This window comes from Catenulispora rubra (genome assembly GCF_015356825.1).
Taxonomy (GTDB): Bacteria; Actinomycetota; Actinomycetes; order Streptomycetales; family Catenulisporaceae; genus Catenulispora; species Catenulispora rubra.
This window is the reverse complement of the sequence record NZ_JAACYW010000254.1, coordinates 1-16,933: the sequence shown is the minus strand read 5'-3', so window position 1 is coordinate 16,933 and position 16,933 is coordinate 1. Positions and strand designations below refer to the sequence as shown.

Below are 16,933 nucleotides of genomic sequence, written 5' to 3'. Positions count from 1 at the left end.
GGGCCGGGGCCGGGTCAAGGGTTCGCCCCTGGCCCGGCGCCGCCGGCGCGTCTTCGGGCCGTTCCTGGCGCCCGCGCTGATCCTGTACACGGTGCTGTTCATGGTGCCGACCGGGTACTCGTTCTACGCGAGCTTCACCAGCTGGGACGGGTTCTCGAACCCGCGGTGGAAGGGCACGCTGAACTACGACCACCTGACGCACGACCCGGCGTTCAAGGACGCGTTCTTCAACACCATGAAGCTGCTGTTCGGGTGTGGCATCTTCCTGTTCGTCCTGAGCTTCGCCTTCATGCTGATGCTGCGGGAGATGAAGGGCCGCAAGTTCATCCAGGGCTTCATCTTCCTGCCGCACATCGTCTCCGGCGTGGCGCTGGCCGCGTTCTGGGACTTCCTGCTGAACCACGACGGCATGCTGAACAAGGGCCTGCACTCCTTCGGCGTCGGCCCGGTGGACTGGCTCAAGCCGCAGTGGCAGTTCAACGCGATCCTGCTCGCCATCGTCTGGATCAACACCGGGTACTACGTCACGATCCTGATGGCCGGCGTGGACCGGATCCCGCCGTACTACTACGAAGAGGCCAAGCTCGCCGGGACCAACTCCTGGCAGCGCTTCCGGCACATCACGCTGCCGATGTCCTGGGACGTGGTGGGGACCGCGGCGGTGCTGTGGACCATCGGCACGGTGAAGATCTTCGAGTTCATCCTCGCCTTCTCCGGCTCGCAGGGGAACCTGCCGACCACCAACCAGTGGACGTCGGCGATGTACGTCTACGGCGAGACCATCGGCGGCACCTCCCCGATCTACGACTTCGGCCGGGCCTGCGCCGGTGCGGTCGTCACGCTGGTCGCGGTCGTGGTCGTCGTCGTGGTGCTGCGGCGGGTCACCAGCCGGGACCGGCTCGAACTGTGAGCTCGAACTATGAGATCGAACCGTGAGCTCGAACTGTGAGGGAGGGCGGGACGACCATGAGCACCGCAACGACCGGGTCCCGCGCTGAGAGCGCGGAGCGGGACCCGAAGACCCCGGCGGCGGCCCGCGCCGGCCGCCGCCGGGTGCCCTGGGCCCGGCTCCCGGGCGCCGCGCTCATCTGGGTGTTCGTCGCCTTCTGCGCGTTCACGTTCCTGTTCATCCTGCTCAGCTCGCTCAAGTCCAGCTACAACGTGCTGAACCACCCGTTCCGGCTGCCGACCGAGCTGAAGTTCTCCAACTGGAGCAAGGCCTGGCACGACGGCGGCTTCGGGCCGGCGTTCGTGAACTCGGTGCTGGTGGTCGTGGTGGCCGCGGCCGGGACCGTGCTGCTGGCCGCGCCGGCGGCGTACGTGCTAGGCCGGAACCAGAACCGGGTCTCCGGCGGCGTGAGCATGTACTTCGTGCTGGGGCTGGGCATCCCGATGCAGATCATCGTGCTGCCGCTGTACTCGATCATGGCCAAGATGCACCTGATCGACAATCTGGCCGGGCTGATCGTGCTCTACGTTGTGGTGAACCTGCCGTTCACGGTGTACCTGCTGATGTCGTTCTTCGCCTCGCTCCCGGGCGAGCTGGAGGAGGCCGCGGCGCTGGACGGCGTGGGGCCGGGGATGACGTTCTGGCGGATCATGCTGCCGCTGGCGCGCGGCGGGCTGATGACGGCGCTGACGCTGGTGGCGATCGCCTGTTGGAACGAGACGTTCCTGGCGCTGATGTTCCTGCAGACCAACGACAACTTCACACTGCCGCTGGCGCTGGTCAACTTCCTGACACAGCAGCAGTTCACCGGCGAGGACTTCGGCGTGATGTTCGCCGGGGTGTCCATTGCGGTGCTGCCCATGCTCGCGCTTTACGCGTGGCTCGGGCGCCGGATCACCGAGGGCTTGACCCTCGGGGCAGGGAAGTAAGGCCCTTTGCCCACCCGTCTCCCACCACCGCCCGTTAAGGAGACGCTGCGCGTCGCTCTATTGCCTCACGACCACCATCCCACTGGAGGTACGTACCTGTGAAAGCGCAACTGCGCGCTTCGCTCTCGGCGCTGGGAGCGATGACCCTCGGCGCCGTCGGGCTGCTGGCCGTGACGGTCCCGGCCGCACATGCGGCCGGGACCGTTTACCACGTGGACTGCTCGGCCGCTTCCGACGGCGACGGTTCTGCGGGATTGCCGTGGAACGCCCTGACGGATACTGACGGACACGTCTTCGGCGCCGGCGACACACTGTCCTTCAAGGCCGGGACGACGTGCGACGGCACGTTGACCCCGCAGGGCTCCGGCGCCTCCGGCTCGCCGATCACCATCAACGCCTACGGTTCCGGCGCCGCGCCGGTGATCGAGGGCGGCGGCGCGACCGAGGCCACGGTGCACCTGGTCGACCAGAGCTACTGGACCATCAGTGGTCTGAAGGTGCAGAACAGCTCGTCCACGCGGGCGCAGCATGAGGGGATCCTGGTCGAGGTCGCCGGTTCGGCGAACCAGGCCGGGATCTCCATCAGCGGCAACGAGGTCGCGAACGTGGCCGGCTGGGGCGACAAGACCGGGACGAACGCGTCGTGGTTCTCGTACTCGGCGGGCATAGCCGTGCGAGTGGCGACCGGGTCCGGCGTGTTCAACGGCGTGTCGGTGACGAACAACACCGTGCACGACACCGGGGGCGGCGGCATCAAGGTCGAGGGCGAGACCTCGGCGATGAGCTCCGGCGTCTACATCGGGCACAACACCATCACCGACGCCGGCGGCGACGGGATCGTGGTGCACGACAGCGACGCGCCGCTGGTGGAGTACAACACGGCGACGGATCTGGGGCTCGGGGCGTATCCGTTCACGGCCGGGAACTTCGCCGGGATGTGGCCGTACCACTCGAACAACCCGACGTTCCAGTACAACACCGTGGGGTCGCAGACCGGGGTGGTGAACGACGCGACCGCGTGGGACTGCGACATGAACAACACCGGGACGTGCCTGTACCAGTACAACTACTCGTACAACAACGCCGGCGGCTTCTACCTGGACTGCCTGTCCGGCTGCGGCGGGTCGGCGACGACGACGAACGCGGTGCTGCGGTACAACATCTCGCGTGACGACTGCCGGTTCACCAACTCCAGCACCGGGACCGGGACGCACTACATCTACAACAACACGTTCTTCTGCCCGGGCAAGCCGATCACGGACACGCTCGGCGGGAACGTGGTGTGGCAGAACAACATCTTCGTGGCCCCGACGGCGTCTTGGGCTTCGGATTCCTCGGCGCGGTTCGCTTCCAACACGTACTTCGGAGGGGTGGCGGCGCCGTCGTCCGGCGACTCGGCGGCCCACACCGCGGATCCGCAGCTGATCAATGACGCGGCGGGGACGCTGGCGATCAAGCTGCACACGACGTCGCCGGAGCTGGGCAGCGGTGTGGTCGTGGCGAACAACGGCGGCAAGGACTTCTTCGGCAACGCGGTGTCTGCCAGTGCGGCCCCGAACCGTGGCGCGTACAACGGATCCGGGGATGACAGTGTTCTGTCGTTCTCGGCCGCGCTGAACGACACGGCGGTCACGTCCGACGCGAACCGGTGGGCGGGAAGCCTGAACTCGGCGACGCAGAGCGGCAAGAGTTTCTCGGCGACCGCGCTCGCCAATGCTGGTCTGAGCGTTGGTGCCGATGTGACCGCGGCGGGCGTCGACTTCGGGCCCTGGCACCCGCAGGCTCTGGACGCGACCGACAACGTGATCGCCACCGGCCAGACCATCGCGGTCACGGGAAGCGGGACGAAAGTCGGGTTCCTGGGCTTCAGCACGACGCACGGCGTCAACGAGAGCGGCACGCTGCACTTCACCGACGGCACGTCGCAGCCCTTCACGCTGACCCTGTCGGACTGGACGGACACCACCCCGGCGGCCGGCGACACGGCGGTCGCGACGGCGACGTACGCGAACCAGCATTCGTCGGCGTACAACGGGAGCACGACGACAGTGAGCGGCTCGTTCTCGGTGTGGGCGTATGCGGTGGCGCTGCCGTCGGGGAAGACGCTGGCCTCGGTGACGCTGCCGAATCTGGTGGCTTCGGGGGCTACGTCGCAGCACCTGTTCGCGATCGCGGTGGGGTGAGGTTCGGCCGCGGTCGGTAGGGCGGAGGCCGTCGGAGCGTGGTGCTTCGACGGCCCCGCTATTGGTTACGCCGCCGAAGCAGGCGCTTCCGGCCCGGCCGTCACTGAAGCAGCGGCGCCGGCAGTCGCCGCGCTGGCCGTAACCGCCGCCCCGCCACGCGTCCGCTGCAGGATCTCCTCGCGCGTCAGGTACACGTCCGTGTACTCGAAGTCGCGCAGCGACGCGGCGCGCTCGGCCTGGAAACCGGTGCGGACGAAGTCGTCGCCGACCAGGGAGTTCAGGAGCCAGCCGGCGGCGGTGCGGAAGCGGGCCGCGAACGTGCGCAGCGCCATGATGTGGTAGCCGCGGGCCACGACCTGCGCCGGGAGACCGGACAGCGGGATGCCCATCGGCTTGCTGACCGCCTTGAGGCCGCCGAGGTCCACGACCAGGCCGAGGTCCTTGTGGCGGTAGTCCTTCAGCGGGAAGCCGCGGACCGCCGCCATCACGTTCTCCGCCGCGGCCCAGCCCTGGCGCATCGCGTGCTGGGCGGTCGGGGGGCAGATGGCGTCGCCGCCCTTGGCCAGGTCCGGGACGGCCGCCGCGTCGCCGAGGGCGAAGACGCCGGGCAGGTCCGGGACGGTCAGGTCGGCGTTGACCACCAGGCGGCCGCGGTTGGTGGGGGCGCCCATGGTGGCGATCAGCGGGCTGGGGGCCACGCCGGCGGTCCAGATCAGGGTGCGGCAGGGCAGGACGCGGCCGTCGGTCAGGGTGACGGTGTCCTCCGTGCACTCCGCGACCGAGACGCCGAGGGAGATGTGCAGGCCGCGCTTGCGCAGGATCTTCAGCGCCTTCTCGCCGAGCTTGTCGCCGAGTTCGGGCATCAGCTTCGGCGCGATGTCCACCAGGTGCCACTTGACCAGGCTGCCGTCCAGGTTCGGGTAGCGCTTCACCGCCTCGGTGGTCAGCCGCTGCAGGTACGCCGCCGTCTCGGTGCCCGCGTAGCCGCCGCCGACGACCACGAACTGGAGCCGGGACTCGCGCTCCTCGTCCGTGGTGGCCACCGCTGCCAGGTCCAGCTGGGCGATCACGTGGTCGCGGATCCAGGCGGCCTCGGCCAGCGTCTTCACGCCGACCGCGTACTTGTCCACGCCGGGGATGTTGAACTGCCGCGTCACGCTGCCCGGGGTGAGCACCAGGTAGTCGTAGCGCTCGACGATCTCCTCGCCGTCGATCTTGCGCACCACCACCGACTTGGTCTCGGTGTCGATGCCGATCGCGCCGCCGGGGATCAGGACCGTGGTCTTCAGCATCCGGCGCAGCGAGACCGCGACCGCCTGCGGGGTCAGCACGCCGGAGGCGACGTGCGGCAGCAGCGGCAGGTACAGCTGGTGGTTGACCGCGGACACCAGGCGGATCTCGGCGTCGTCGAGGGAGAGCTTCTTCTCCAGCTTGTGCGCGCACTCGGTGCCCGCGAAGCCGCTGCCGACGACGAGTATCTTGGGGCGGCTCATGGCGGTTGTCTCATCTCCCGTGGCGGTGGGCGGGTGCGGTGCCGGCCGGACTTGCGTCCAGCGTGGAACGTGCGGCGGACCGGCGCATCTCGACCAGGGCGATTTGTGCCGGATGGGTGAGATGATCACTTTACTCCGGGCGATCCCGCCCCGGCCGCCGGGGTCCCCCGACTGTACGCAGCCCGATGTACAGCAGGCGCGCAGGTCCGCCATCTGGTCGGTGAACGATCGGCGGACGGTTCGATCACCCGGTCGGTGGGACCATGACCGGCATGTACCCAGCACCGCCGCCCGCACGCGTGTCCGACGCCCGGATCCGCGATCTCGTCGCACGCTACCTGGCGCACTCCCCGGACCAGGCAGAACGCCTCCGGCCGTTCACCGAAGCGCTGGCCACGAGCACCGACCTGACCCACCGCCGCACCCTCCCGGGCCACGTCACCACCGGCGCGTTCGTCGTCGACGCCGACGGCCGCCTGCTCCAGATCGCGCACAAGACTCTCGGCCGCTGGCTCAACCCGGGCGGCCATACCGAGCCGGAGGACGCCAGCCTCGCCGACGCCGCGCGCCGCGAACTCCTGGAGGAGACGGGCCTCGGCGCCGAGCACGTCACCCTCCTGGGCGACCCGGAGCTGCCGCTGGCCATCGACGCGCACCGGATCCCGGCTAACCCGGCCAAGGACGAACCAGAGCACTGGCACTTCGACTTCCGCTACGCCTTCCGTCTCAACGGAATTCCCGGCACCGCGACCGTCGAGCTCCAGCTCGACGAGGTCGACGACCACCGCTGGATCCCTTTCGACCAGGCCGGTCTCGGCGAGGACACGGCCCGGCTGGCCGCCGTGCTGGCAGGCGCTGTCACAAACCTCGCCGCCGAAAGGTCATAGCAACGACCGCAAACGATGCGGGCGTATGACCGATAGGGGACGGCAGTGGACAGCACGGAATGGCTCGCCGAGCGTTTCGAGGAGAACCGGCGCCATCTGCGGGCCGTCGCCTTCCGGATGCTGGGCTCCCTGTCCGAGGCCGACGACGCAGTCCAGGAGTCCTGGCTGCGCCTGAGCCGCCAGCAGGGCGCCCGCGCCGACGCCATCGACAACCTGACCGGCTGGCTCACCACGGTCGTCGCCCGCGTCGCCTTGACCATGCTGAAGACGCGCAGCCGCGAGGAGTCGCTGGAGGCCGTCCACATCCCCGAGCCGATCATCTCGCCGGAGGACGGCCTGGACCCCGAGCACGAGGCGCTGCTCGCCGACTCCGTCGGCCTGGCCCTGCTGGTGGTCCTGGAGACGCTGCAACCGGCCGAGCGCCTGGCGTTCGTGCTGCACGACATGTTCGCCGTCCCCTTCGAGGACATCGCGCTCATCGTCGACAAGAGCCCGGCCGCCGCGCGCCAGCTGGCCAGCCGGGCCCGGCGCCGGGTGCAGGGCGCCGACGCGATCGTGGACCCGGACCTGAGCCGCCAGAAGGAAGTCGTCCGGGCCTTCTCCGCGGCCTCCCGGGGCGGCGACTTCGCCGCGCTGGTCGCCGTGTTGGACCCGGACGTGGTGCTGCGGGCCGACTACGGCAGCCTGCCGGCCGGCCTGAAGCTGCTGCGCGGCGCCGAGGCCGTGGCCAAGCAGGCGCTGATGTTCGCGCGCTTCGCGGCACACGCCCGCCCGGCGCTCGTCAACGGAGCGCCGGGGCGGGTGACGGTCGTGGACGGCAAGCCGGTGGCGGTCATGGGCTTCACCGTGGTGGACGGCCGGATCAAGGAGATCAACATCCTGGCCGATCCGGAGCGGCTGGCGGAGCTGGATCTGGCGTTCTTCGAGGTCTGATCCGCAGTCACAGGGTTCTGACTGTCCCGGCTACGGCCAGACCAGGTTGTAGGTGAACGCCACGGCCAGGAAGGACACGGCGCCGACGGCGGTCAGCGAGTACGCGATCCGCCCGGCCGGCCGCCACCAGCCCAGCTTCCAGGCCGCGGCGCTCCCGGCGATCAGCCCGACGGTGCACAGGGTCAGCAGCGCGTTCACCACCACCAACAGGGTCAGTGTCGAGGACCCGAGGATGAGCTGTTCGTAGAAGGCGTCGCTGTCCCCGCTCACCGCCACGAACCCGGCGACGAACAGGGTGGCCAGTCCGCCGGCGACCCAGGCGAGCATCCGGGCGACTCGGGCCCACCGGGAGTGCGCCGGCCGCCGCCGCACACGCCGCACCAGAGCCAGGACCGGGAAGCCGAGGAACGCGGCCGCGAGGATCCCGGCGCCGCCGTAGAACATCGGCAGGTGCAGCGTGGGGGAGTTGTACCAGTCCAGCTTGTAGTAGGCGTCGGTGGGATCGATGGACGTCGCGAGGTGGCCGTGGCCGTCGAACACCAGCCGGTCCTGGCCGCCCTGTTCGGCGAACTCGCCGCTGCCGAGCAGGATCCAGCGCTGGTCGCCGATCTTCGGGTTCTGCGACAGTCCGTTGGTGGTGATGGTGCCGTCACTGTTGGCGGACACCGTCACCGAGGACACGAGCCCTGCGACCCGCGTGATGTCTTCCCGGCTCACCTGGTCGCTGCGGTAGGTCCCGGCGTAGCTGCCGAGTTTCGGGTCCTTGGCGGCGGTCGGGGCGGTGGCGGTGTTCGGGAAGGCTGTGCTGTTGGGAAAGGCCGTGTCGACGATCTGGTTGATCAGGGCTTTGCCGTCCCACTGCGCGATCCGGTCGGTGCCGTCACCGTTGTAGACCACGTATATACCGATGTCCTTGTCCGGTAACAGCGCCATGTCGCTGTGGAATCCGGGGACGTCGCCGTCCTTGAACAGGATCCGCTGGCCGTCGCGCGGCCGTTCCTCGAAGAGGTACGCCATACCGGGCAGCCGCGGGTCCATCGTGAAGTGCCGCTGCTGCATCAGGTCCGCGACCCCGCTGCCCAGCCGCGGGTCCTTCGCGAGCTGCGCCATCATGAACTTGCCCATGTCGGTCGCGGTGGCGGCGGTGCCCGCACCGGTCGGGGACCAGCCGCCGTACTGGCCGTCCTCGGCGACCCAGCCGCCGCCCTCCGGCCGGTAGCCCTTCGCCAGGTTCGCGTCGAAGCCGGCCGGGTGCGGCTGCTGGAAGGTTGAGGCGTCCATCTGCAACGGCTGGAACACGTGGTCCTGGACGTACTGCGCGAACGGCTCGCCGGAGACGGTCTGGACCAGGTAGCCGGCCAGGGCGACGCCGTAGTTGTCGTAGGCGGCCAGTGTGCCCGGCGGACGTACCCGCGTCGGCATGCTGTCCTGGAGGAACCGGCCGAGCGGCGGCACCTTCTTGGGGTCGCTCACGGCCACCCCGAACGGGTCGGCGTCGAAGCCGGCGGTGTGCGTCATCAGGTTCTGCACGGTCACCGGGTGGCCCGGGAACGCGTCCGGGATCTTGAAGTCCTTCAGATACGTGTTCACGTCCGCGTGCGGATCGAGCTTGCCCTGCTGGACCAGCTGCGCGACGGCGGTGGCGGTGAAGACCTTGGCGACCGAGCCGGTGAAGAACTCGGTGCGCACCGGGTCCACCGGAGCGTTGGTGGCGGTGTCGGCGACGCCGTAGCCCTGCGCGAAAACGGTCTGTCCGCCGGCCACCACGACCACCGCGGCGCCCGGGATCTTGTCCTTGGCGAGCTGCGCGGTGACGGTCTGGTCTATCAGCGAACCGACGCCCGAGAGGTTCGGGGCGGCGTTGGCGGCTGCGGCGTGCGTGACGGAGCCGGACAGCGTCGAGGCGGCGAGAGCGACGCCGGAAACGATGGTCGTCCACATGCCGCACAGCCTCGCTGGGCGGGGCGCCGACGGTCACGGGCTGTAGTACCCCTTCTGGAGGTGTAGGTAGGTACACCTCACACTGGGTGTGTAAGCCCCTCGCCCAGCCGCGGCCCGAACCCGAGACTTGAGGACATGACGAACACCAACAAGCGATGGAGCGCCGTCCTGGAGGGCGGGTTCTGGTTCTTCGTGATGCTGGTCCCGATGCTGCTCGGCACCGTCGCACTGACGCTGGTGGCCGGTCTGGCCGGCATCGGGCTCGGCCTGCTCCTGATCCCGCCGGCCGCGGTCTACCTGCGCTGGCTGGCCGATCTGCGCCGCAAGAAGGTGCGGACCTGGCGGGGGATCGAGATCCCGGAGCCCTACCGGCCCGCCCCCGAGTTCGGCACCGGGTTCTCCGGCTACTGGGAGAAGGTCCGGTTCCACGGGACCGACCCCGCGTTCTGGCGGGACGCCGCGTGGGTGGTCACCGACCCGGTCGTCGGGGCCTTCCTGGCCGTGCTCCCGATCGCCCTGGTCGCGGAGGGCCTGTACGGCTTCGTCATCAGCGCCCTCTGGAACCTCTTCGTCGACCACGGCTTCAACGATTGGTACGCCTTCGTCCACGTCCACCGCGGCAACGACGGCCTGCGCTGGGCCCCGGCGGCGCTCGGTGTCCTGGAGATCGCCCTGGGCGTGGCCATCGCGCCGAAGATGCTGGAGTGGCACGCCCGCTGGTCCCGCGTCCTGCTGGCCCCGACGCCGGCGCAGGTCGAGGCGCGGATGCAGCACCTGACCCAGACCCGGGCCGACGCGGTCGACACCCAGGCCGCCGAGCTGCGCCGGATCGAGCGCGACCTGCACGACGGCGCGCAGGCCCGCCTGGTCGCCATGGGCATGCACCTCAACGCGGCCTCGCAGCTGCTTGAGCGCGACCCCGAGGCGGCGCAGAAGCTGCTGCTGGAGGCCCGCGACTCCTCGGCCAAGGCCCTGTCCGAGCTGCGCGACCTGGTCCGCGGCATCCACCCGCCGGTGCTGGCCGACCGCGGCCTGGTGGACGCGGTGCGGGCCACCGCCCTGGACTCGCCGCTGGACGTCCAGGTGCACGCCGAGGTGCCCGGCCGCCTGGATGCCCCACTGGAGTCGGCGGCGTACTTCGCCATCAGCGAGGCCCTGACCAACGTGGCCAAGCACGCCCACGCCGGGCACGTGTGGATCGACATGCGGGTGGTGTCCGGCCTGCTGAAGATCACGGTCAGCGACGACGGGATCGGCGGCGCCGACGCCGCGCACGGCAGTGGACTACACGGGATCGAGCGCCGGCTTGCTACCTTCGACGGGATCCTCGCCCTGAGCAGCCCGCAGGGCGGACCGACCGTAGTGACCATGGAGCTGCCGTGCGCGTCGTCCTCGCCGAAGACCTCTTCCTCCTCCGGGACGGCATGATCCGCCTGCTGGAGGCGTACGGATTCGAAATCGCGGCGGCCGTCGGCGACGGCCCCGCACTCGTCGAGGCGCTGGTCACCCAGCGCCCCGACGTCGCAGTGGTGGACGTCCGTATGCCCCCGACGTTCACCGACGAGGGCCTGCGCGCGGTGTTGGAAGCCCGGCAGGCCGTACCGGGCCTGCCGGTCCTGGTGCTCTCGCAGTACGTCGAGCAGCTCTACGCCGGCGAACTGCTGGCCGACGGCGCCGGCGCAATCGGCTACCTGCTCAAGGACCGAGTCTTCGACTCGGACAGCTTCGTGGACGCGGTGAAGCGCGTCGCCGCCGGCGGCACCGTGATGGACCCCGAGGTGATCTCGAAGCTGCTGGCACGCGGCGCCCGCAAGGAACCGCTGGCGGAACTGACCGACCGGGAACGCGAGGTGCTCTCGCTGATGGCCGAGGGGCGTTCGAACGCGGCGATCGCCGAGCGCCTGGTGATCACCGAGCGGGCGATCGCCAAGCACACCTCCAACATCTTCATGAAGCTGGGGCTGCCGGAGTCCTCGGACGACAACCGGCGGGTGCTGGCGGTGCTGGCTTATTTGAAGGCTTGAGCGGGGCATATTTGGGCGCGCCTGCTCTGTGTAGTCGCGGGAGGTGACGGGCCAGCCGCCGCCCGCCAGACCAAACGCGTGCGCAGTGACTCGGACTCATGCGTGCTCTTGCTCGCGAACACCGGCGGCCGCCAGCGCGAAATGAGTCGCTCAACCGAACTGCGTCCCCCTGCGAGGTCATCAAATCATGCGCGAAGCCGTAAAAATCGCCTGTAAAACCACAGATCAACCGCACCCCCACCCCGAGCATGATCGCCATCTTCCCGAGGCGTCTCCTATATATAAGGACTCTCTATTGGTGCCGGGGATGTCGCAGCGCGCGCGGGGTGGCGCGAGCGAATCGGAGCTTTCGCAGACGGCTGAGTTGGCGCTCGCAGTGTGGCCTCGCGGCTGAAGCCCGCTCCTGCTGGACTACTTGCCGCCGGGGTCGGCGTAGCCGTGGGTGAACGCGTACTGGACGGCCTGCGCGCGGTCGCGGCAGCCGGTCTTGGTGAAGATCCGGTTGATGTGCGACTTCACCGTCGCCTCGCCGACGAAGAGCTTCTTGGCGATCTCGCGGTTGGAGTGGCCGGCGGCGATGAGGCGGAGGACGTCGGCCTCGCGGGGGCTGAGGTCGTCGGCGGCTTCGGGTTCCGCGCCAGGGGACTTGGCAGCGCCGTTGGCGGCGGCTCCGGCGGCCGTGCTCGCGCTGCCGCCGGTCGCGGCCGCCAGCAACTGCCGCTGCACGGCCGGATCGAGAATCGCCTGCCCGGCCGCCGCGGCCTTCACCGCACGCTCGATGTCGGCCCGCGTCGCGGCCTTGGTGAGGTAGCCGAGCGCGCCGGCCCGCAGGGCGCCGACGATGGAGGCGTCGTCCTCGTAGGTGGTGAGGACGACGACGCGGATGTCCGGGTTCGCCGCGAGGATCGTCGAGGTCGCCTCGATCCCGTTGGAGCGCGGCATGTTGAGATCCATCAGCACGACGTCGGGCGCCAGCTCCGCGGCCAGCGCCGCCGCCTCCAGCCCGTCCCCGGCCTGCCCGACCACGCTCACCTCGGACATGGTCTCCAGCAGCAGCGCGAGTCCTTCGCGGACCGCGGCTTGGTCGTCGGCGATGAGTACACGGATCTCGGTCACCGTGGGATTGTCCCGCAGATGGGGGCACGGCGCGCGCTCGGGCTCATCGTCGGGCGCGCTCAGCGGTCCGGCTCAGCTCGGCACATGCTGGCCGCAGACCTGGCTCGGCAAGGCGCCAGCGGCTCCGGACCGCGGGCTCGAGCTCTGTGCTCGGCTCGGCGCTGAGCAACTGCTGCTCTGGCTCGGCAAGCGCGCCGGTCGCTCCGGTGCCCGTGCTCGGGCTTGTACTCCGCGCTCGGCCCCGGTGCTCGTGCTCGAGCTTCTCCTCCGCGCTCCGTCTCGGTGCCGACCGGTTATTGCGGTTGCGGTTACGTACGCGTCCGCAAAGCCAGCCGCCCCCCGCCCTCAGTCCGGCACAACCGCCCGCACCAACCAGTCGCCCCCCTCCCGCCCGGCGTCCAGGCTCCCGCCGGCCAGCTCCATCCGCTCCCGCAGCCCGTTGAGCCCGTATCCGCCGCCGGAGTCCGTCAGCGGGCGGGTGGCGTCGGCCTCGGCGAGTTCGTTGGTCACCGTCAGCCGGACCGCGTCCGGGTCGTAGTGCAGGTGTACCGCCGTCGCCTTGCCCGGGGCGTGCTTGCGGGCGTTCGTCACCGCCTCCTGGGCCGTGCGGTACAGCGCGAGTGCGGCGTCCGCCGGGAGCTTGCGGGGCTGGCCGACCGTGGTCATCGTGCCGCCGTCGGCTTCGACCATCGTGCCGATCATCTCCGACAGCGGGCCGATGTCCTCGCGCAGCGCGTGGACCGCGCGGCGGCTCTCGACCAGCCCTTCGCGCGTCAGCTGGCCGGCGCGCTCGACGCAGCGCACGGCTTTCGCGATGTCCGGGTTCTCCTGCGTCAGCAGTGCCTGTGCGGCCTCGACCTGCATCGCCAGCGCGCCGAGCGAGTGCGCCAGGATGTCGTGGATCTCGCGGGCGATGCGGGTGCGCTCGCTGAGGACCGCCGCCTCGGTCTCGGCCGCGGACGCCCGGAGCGACTGCTCCAGCAGCTGTTCCGCCTGGTTGGCGCGCTGGGCGATGGCGTAGCGGATCATGCCCATGGCCAGTGCGGTGGCCAGGATGACGGTGAAGCCCAGCACCGCGGTCGTCGAGGCGCCGACCACGAGTGCGGACACGGTCAGCGAGAGCGCGCCGGCCACCGCGACCGCCGTCGAGAGCTGTGGCGCCAGGTTCGAGCCCGCGGAGAACGCCGCGACCGCCGGGACCGCGATCGCCGGGCCCTGCTGCAGGATCGACAGCAGGCCGCCGCTGACCGACAGCAGCGCCAGCGGGTACTCCAGCGGCCACTTGCGGATGTCGAAGGTGATCATCCCGACCCACGCCACCGCCACCACGGCGAGCGCGATCGTGATCGCCAGTCCGCGCTCGTGCAGCCCCGGCTTGGGGTTCACCCCGAACAGGGTCAGGCTCAGCGCCACCAGACCGCCGGTGCGCAGCGCCTGGATGCCCCAGAAGTAGGCCTTGCGGTCCATCATGTTCACGTTCAGCGCTGCCATGACCCGATCTTCTCGCCTCCCGGCCGTCCGACGCTTCCAACCGGGGGTGGAATGTGGGTGGAAAGCCCGGCGGCGGCCTACTGTGCTCAGTGTGGGCAAGCGTCGCGTTCTCCCCGGTGTGTTCTCCCACACCCGGCATTACCAAGCGGTAGCTTGGCGAACTACGCTGGCCCCGACCCCCATCGCGGCGCCGACCGCGCGGCCCTGAAGCCGGCAGGCGACCCGGACCTCTTCGCAAGGAGTGACCTTTATGCCCGAGGCAGTGATCGTCTCCACCGCGCGTTCCCCGATCGGCCGCGCCTTCAAGGGCTCGATGACCTCCATCCGGCCCGACGACCTCACCGCGCAGATGGTGCGGGCCGCGCTGGACAAGGTGCCCGCGCTGGACCCCCGCGAGATCGACGACATGTACCTGGGCTGCGGCCTGCCGGGCGGCGAGTCCGGCTACAACATGGGCCGCGTCGTGGCCACGCTGCTGGGCTACGACCACCTCCCGGCCGCGACCATCACCCGCTACTGCGCGTCCTCGCTGCAGACCACGCGCATGGCCTTCCACGCCATCAAGGCCGGCGAGGGCGACGTCTTCATCTCCGCCGGCGTCGAGACCGTCTCGCGCTACGCCAAGGGCTCCTCCGACGGCCTGCCGGACACCCAGAACCCGCTGTTCACCGACGCGGTGAACCGCACCAACGAGTTCGCGGCCGGCGGCCGGGTCTGGCACGACCCGCGCGAGGACGACACCCTCCCGGACGTCTACATCGCGATGGGCCAGACCGCCGAGAACCTGGCGCAGCTCAAGGGCATCTCGCGCAAGGAGCAGGACGAGTTCGGCGTCCGCTCGCAGAACTTGGCCGAGAAGGCGATCGCCGACGGCTTCTGGGAGAAGGACATCACCCCGGTCACGCTGCCGGACGGCACCGTGGTCAGCAAGGACGACGGCCCGCGCCCCGGCGTCACCTACGAGAAGACCTCGACGCTGGCGCCGGTCTTCCGCCCCGACGGCACCGTCACCGCCGGCAACTGCTGCCCGCTGAACGACGGCGCCGCGGCCGTGGTGATCATGTCCGACACCAAGGCCCGCGAGCTCGGCCTGACCCCGCTGGCCCGGATCGTCGCCACCGGCGTCACCGCGATGTCCCCTGAGATCATGGGCATCGGCCCGGTCGAGGCCACGCGGAACGCGCTGAAGCACGCCGGGATGTCGCTCGGCGACATCGACCTGGTCGAGATCAACGAGGCGTTCGCCGCCCAGGTCATCCCGTCCTACCAGGACCTGGGCATCGACCTGGACAGGCTGAACGTGAACGGCGGCGCGATCGCCGTGGGCCACCCCTTCGGGATGACCGGCGCGCGGATCACCAGCACCCTGATCAACTCGCTGCAGTGGCACGACAAGCAGTTCGGCCTGGAGACGATGTGCGTCGGCGGCGGGCAGGGGATGGCGCTGATCCTGGAGCGCCTGAGCTAGGTCCGGCGGCCGAGCTGGTTCTGGTCGTATCTCCGGGCGGGCTACAGCGCTCGGCGCAAGGCGGTCGTGCTTTCCAGCACGGCCGCCATCGCTTTCTCCGCCGGGACGCGTCCGTCGCCGGGGGTCCAGATGAGGGTCTCACGCGGGTCCTTCAGGGCCCGGTAGGCGGCCAACAGGTCGGTGCCGACGACCGCGATCTGGTCGCCCAGGGCGAACACCCCCAGCGTCGGCAGGTCCCGCCAGAGCGGCGGCTGCGGACTGTCCCAGCGCTCTATCCCCTGCGCGACCATGGTGACCTGCGTGGCGAGCCAGTGGCCGGCCTGCGCGCGGTCGCCGTAGGGCTCCAACCGGAGCGAGAACTTCGAGTGCGGCAGCTGGCGGTAGCCCTCGGCGAGCCGGGTCAGTTCCTCCGCCAGGACCTCCGCCGGCGAAGCTTCTTTGTCCGCACTGTGTTCCCCCGGTTTGGTGCTGGAAGTCATCCGGGAAGGATACGGGTGGCGAATGCCGCGGGAACGTCGCGGCACGTCACCGACCGCCCGGATTCACCTGGCGACGGAATCGCCAGGTCCCGTTCCTCTTGCCAGTCGCCCGACCCTCAGGCACGCTGGCGCACACGGACCGTATGCCCAGTCCATTCGCGGAGGCGCCCGTATGACGATCCACCACTCCGAACAGACCCATCGCAACCTGCTCGCCCGCATCCCCGCAGCCACCGGCCGCAGCCTGGACACCTGGTTCCAGCTGGTCGACGAAGGCCCGTCCCTCCCCCGTTTCGAGGAGCGCGTCAGCTGGCTGCGCGCCGAGCACGACCTCCCGCGTGGCTACGCCAACGCGATCGTCCACGAGATGGACCTGAAGCGCGCAGCGCGCGCGTTCGGATAAAAGCCCCCCACCGGAGAACCCACAGAGCCCCCGGCGGGAGCCGCGGGCTCTGTAAGCGCGCGCGAAAACTCGTCGCGGGGCACAGGCGCCCGGCCCCGCGAACCAGACGTCCCCTGAATGCCCCCGCACCCGCCGAACCCTGCCCCGAGCCACACGAACACCGCTGGAACGCCAACCGGAAGTCCGGTGAAAGTCCTCTCCGCTCAGCGCACAGCGCCCCTTGCGACCTGCGCCCGAACAGGACCTTCTGCGGACCAGCGCTGGAACTCGATCACGCTTTCGCGGAGTTCTCGCTACGCTGAAGCCCGAAGGATCATCGGCGGTGATCGCTTCGGGCCCAGATGGTGGAACAGGCAGACACAGCGAGCTTAAACCTCGCGGCCTTCGGGCGTTGCGGGTTCGACTCCCGCTCTGGGCACTCGCGGTGAGCCGGCCGGTTCGTCGGAACCGGCACGTGCTCATCTATCAACACCCTTATATCGGCGGTAAGGGGTTCAGGCCGACGCCGATTCCGGCGCGTTCGCGCCGGGTCCAGGTCCCGTGCCGGCGGTCCGCGAAGCGGCAGCCCTTGCCGCAACGGCGCCGTCCTCCGGCTTCGCGTCCCCCGCCGTCCCCTCTGTTCCCGAGGTCCCCGAAG

Annotated in this window: 14 protein-coding genes and 1 tRNA gene; 10 read left to right on the top strand and 5 right to left on the bottom strand. The window is 69.9% G+C overall.

Translation table 11 applies throughout. The features are described from left to right. From GWK61_RS42165 to GWK61_RS42155, 3 genes are all read left to right on the top strand, one after another. Window positions 1-910: carbohydrate ABC transporter permease (locus tag GWK61_RS42165; RefSeq protein ID WP_194917551.1), on the top strand; the 910-nt coding region annotated here is incomplete at its 5' end. A 56-nt stretch (window positions 911-966) separates the two neighbouring features. Then, the gene (locus GWK61_RS42160) at window positions 967-1,878 is read left to right on the top strand and encodes a carbohydrate ABC transporter permease (protein WP_194917549.1); all 912 of its coding nucleotides are present in this window, start codon (window positions 967-969) and stop codon (window positions 1,876-1,878) included. 98 nt (window positions 1,879-1,976) lie between these two features. Then, complete coding sequence (locus GWK61_RS42155; protein ID WP_194917547.1) at window positions 1,977-4,061, top strand: right-handed parallel beta-helix repeat-containing protein; 2,085 nt, start codon at window positions 1,977-1,979, stop codon at window positions 4,059-4,061. Window positions 4,062-4,126: 65 nt separating this feature from the next. Here GWK61_RS42155 and GWK61_RS42150 read toward each other — a convergent pair whose 3' ends face one another. After that, window positions 4,127-5,554, bottom strand: a complete 1,428-nt coding sequence (locus GWK61_RS42150; RefSeq protein WP_228563835.1) for an NAD(P)/FAD-dependent oxidoreductase — start codon at window positions 5,552-5,554, stop codon at window positions 4,127-4,129. A 272-nt stretch (window positions 5,555-5,826) separates the two neighbouring features. On the opposite strand from GWK61_RS42150, the gene GWK61_RS42145 reads away from it, so the two are divergent. Then, window positions 5,827-6,441, top strand: a complete 615-nt coding sequence (locus tag GWK61_RS42145; RefSeq protein WP_194917545.1) for an NUDIX hydrolase — start codon at window positions 5,827-5,829, stop codon at window positions 6,439-6,441. A gap of 45 nt (window positions 6,442-6,486) precedes the next feature. After that, window positions 6,487-7,374 (top strand): sigma-70 family RNA polymerase sigma factor, encoded by an 888-nt coding sequence (locus GWK61_RS42140; RefSeq protein ID WP_194917543.1) that lies wholly within the window; start codon window positions 6,487-6,489, stop codon window positions 7,372-7,374. 30 nt (window positions 7,375-7,404) lie between these two features. Here the strand turns inward: GWK61_RS42140 and GWK61_RS42135 are convergent, their stop codons facing one another. Further along, on the bottom strand, window positions 7,405-9,315 hold the full coding sequence (locus GWK61_RS42135) for a serine hydrolase domain-containing protein (protein WP_194917542.1): 1,911 nt from the start codon (window positions 9,313-9,315) through the stop codon (window positions 7,405-7,407). Between the two features lie 135 nt (window positions 9,316-9,450). Between GWK61_RS42135 and GWK61_RS42130 the strand changes: the two genes are divergently transcribed. Continuing rightward, window positions 9,451-10,743 carry a sensor histidine kinase gene (locus GWK61_RS42130; RefSeq protein ID WP_194917540.1) on the top strand — a complete coding sequence of 431 codons (1,293 nt, stop codon included), beginning with the start codon at window positions 9,451-9,453 and terminating at the stop codon, window positions 10,741-10,743. Beyond that, window positions 10,695-11,339 (top strand): LuxR C-terminal-related transcriptional regulator, encoded by a 645-nt coding sequence (locus GWK61_RS42125; RefSeq protein WP_194917538.1) that lies wholly within the window; start codon window positions 10,695-10,697, stop codon window positions 11,337-11,339. The genes GWK61_RS42130 and GWK61_RS42125 overlap by 49 nt, the downstream gene beginning before the upstream one ends. Window positions 11,340-11,750: 411 nt before the next feature. Here the strand turns inward: GWK61_RS42125 and GWK61_RS42120 are convergent, their stop codons facing one another. Beyond that, window positions 11,751-12,455, bottom strand: coding sequence for a response regulator (locus GWK61_RS42120; RefSeq protein WP_194917536.1), 705 nt, complete (start codon window positions 12,453-12,455; stop codon window positions 11,751-11,753). Window positions 12,456-12,800: 345 nt separating this feature from the next. After that, complete coding sequence (locus GWK61_RS42115; protein ID WP_194917535.1) at window positions 12,801-13,946, bottom strand: sensor histidine kinase; 1,146 nt, start codon at window positions 13,944-13,946, stop codon at window positions 12,801-12,803. Between the two features lie 250 nt (window positions 13,947-14,196). On the opposite strand from GWK61_RS42115, the gene GWK61_RS42110 reads away from it, so the two are divergent. Next, window positions 14,197-15,414, top strand: coding sequence for an acetyl-CoA C-acetyltransferase (locus GWK61_RS42110; RefSeq protein ID WP_194917533.1), 1,218 nt, complete (start codon window positions 14,197-14,199; stop codon window positions 15,412-15,414). A gap of 41 nt (window positions 15,415-15,455) precedes the next feature. Here the strand turns inward: GWK61_RS42110 and GWK61_RS42105 are convergent, their stop codons facing one another. Continuing rightward, complete coding sequence (locus tag GWK61_RS42105; protein ID WP_194917531.1) at window positions 15,456-15,893, bottom strand: hypothetical protein; 438 nt, start codon at window positions 15,891-15,893, stop codon at window positions 15,456-15,458. Between the two features lie 172 nt (window positions 15,894-16,065). Here GWK61_RS42105 and GWK61_RS42100 point away from each other — a divergent pair, with 172 nt between their 5' ends. Together GWK61_RS42100 and GWK61_RS42095 are read left to right on the top strand one after the other, a co-directional pair. Then, window positions 16,066-16,296, top strand: a complete 231-nt coding sequence (locus GWK61_RS42100; protein ID WP_194917529.1) for a DUF4287 domain-containing protein — start codon at window positions 16,066-16,068, stop codon at window positions 16,294-16,296. 335 nt (window positions 16,297-16,631) lie between these two features. Further along, window positions 16,632-16,714, top strand: a tRNA-Leu gene (locus GWK61_RS42095). Window positions 16,715-16,933 lie beyond the last annotated feature (219 nt).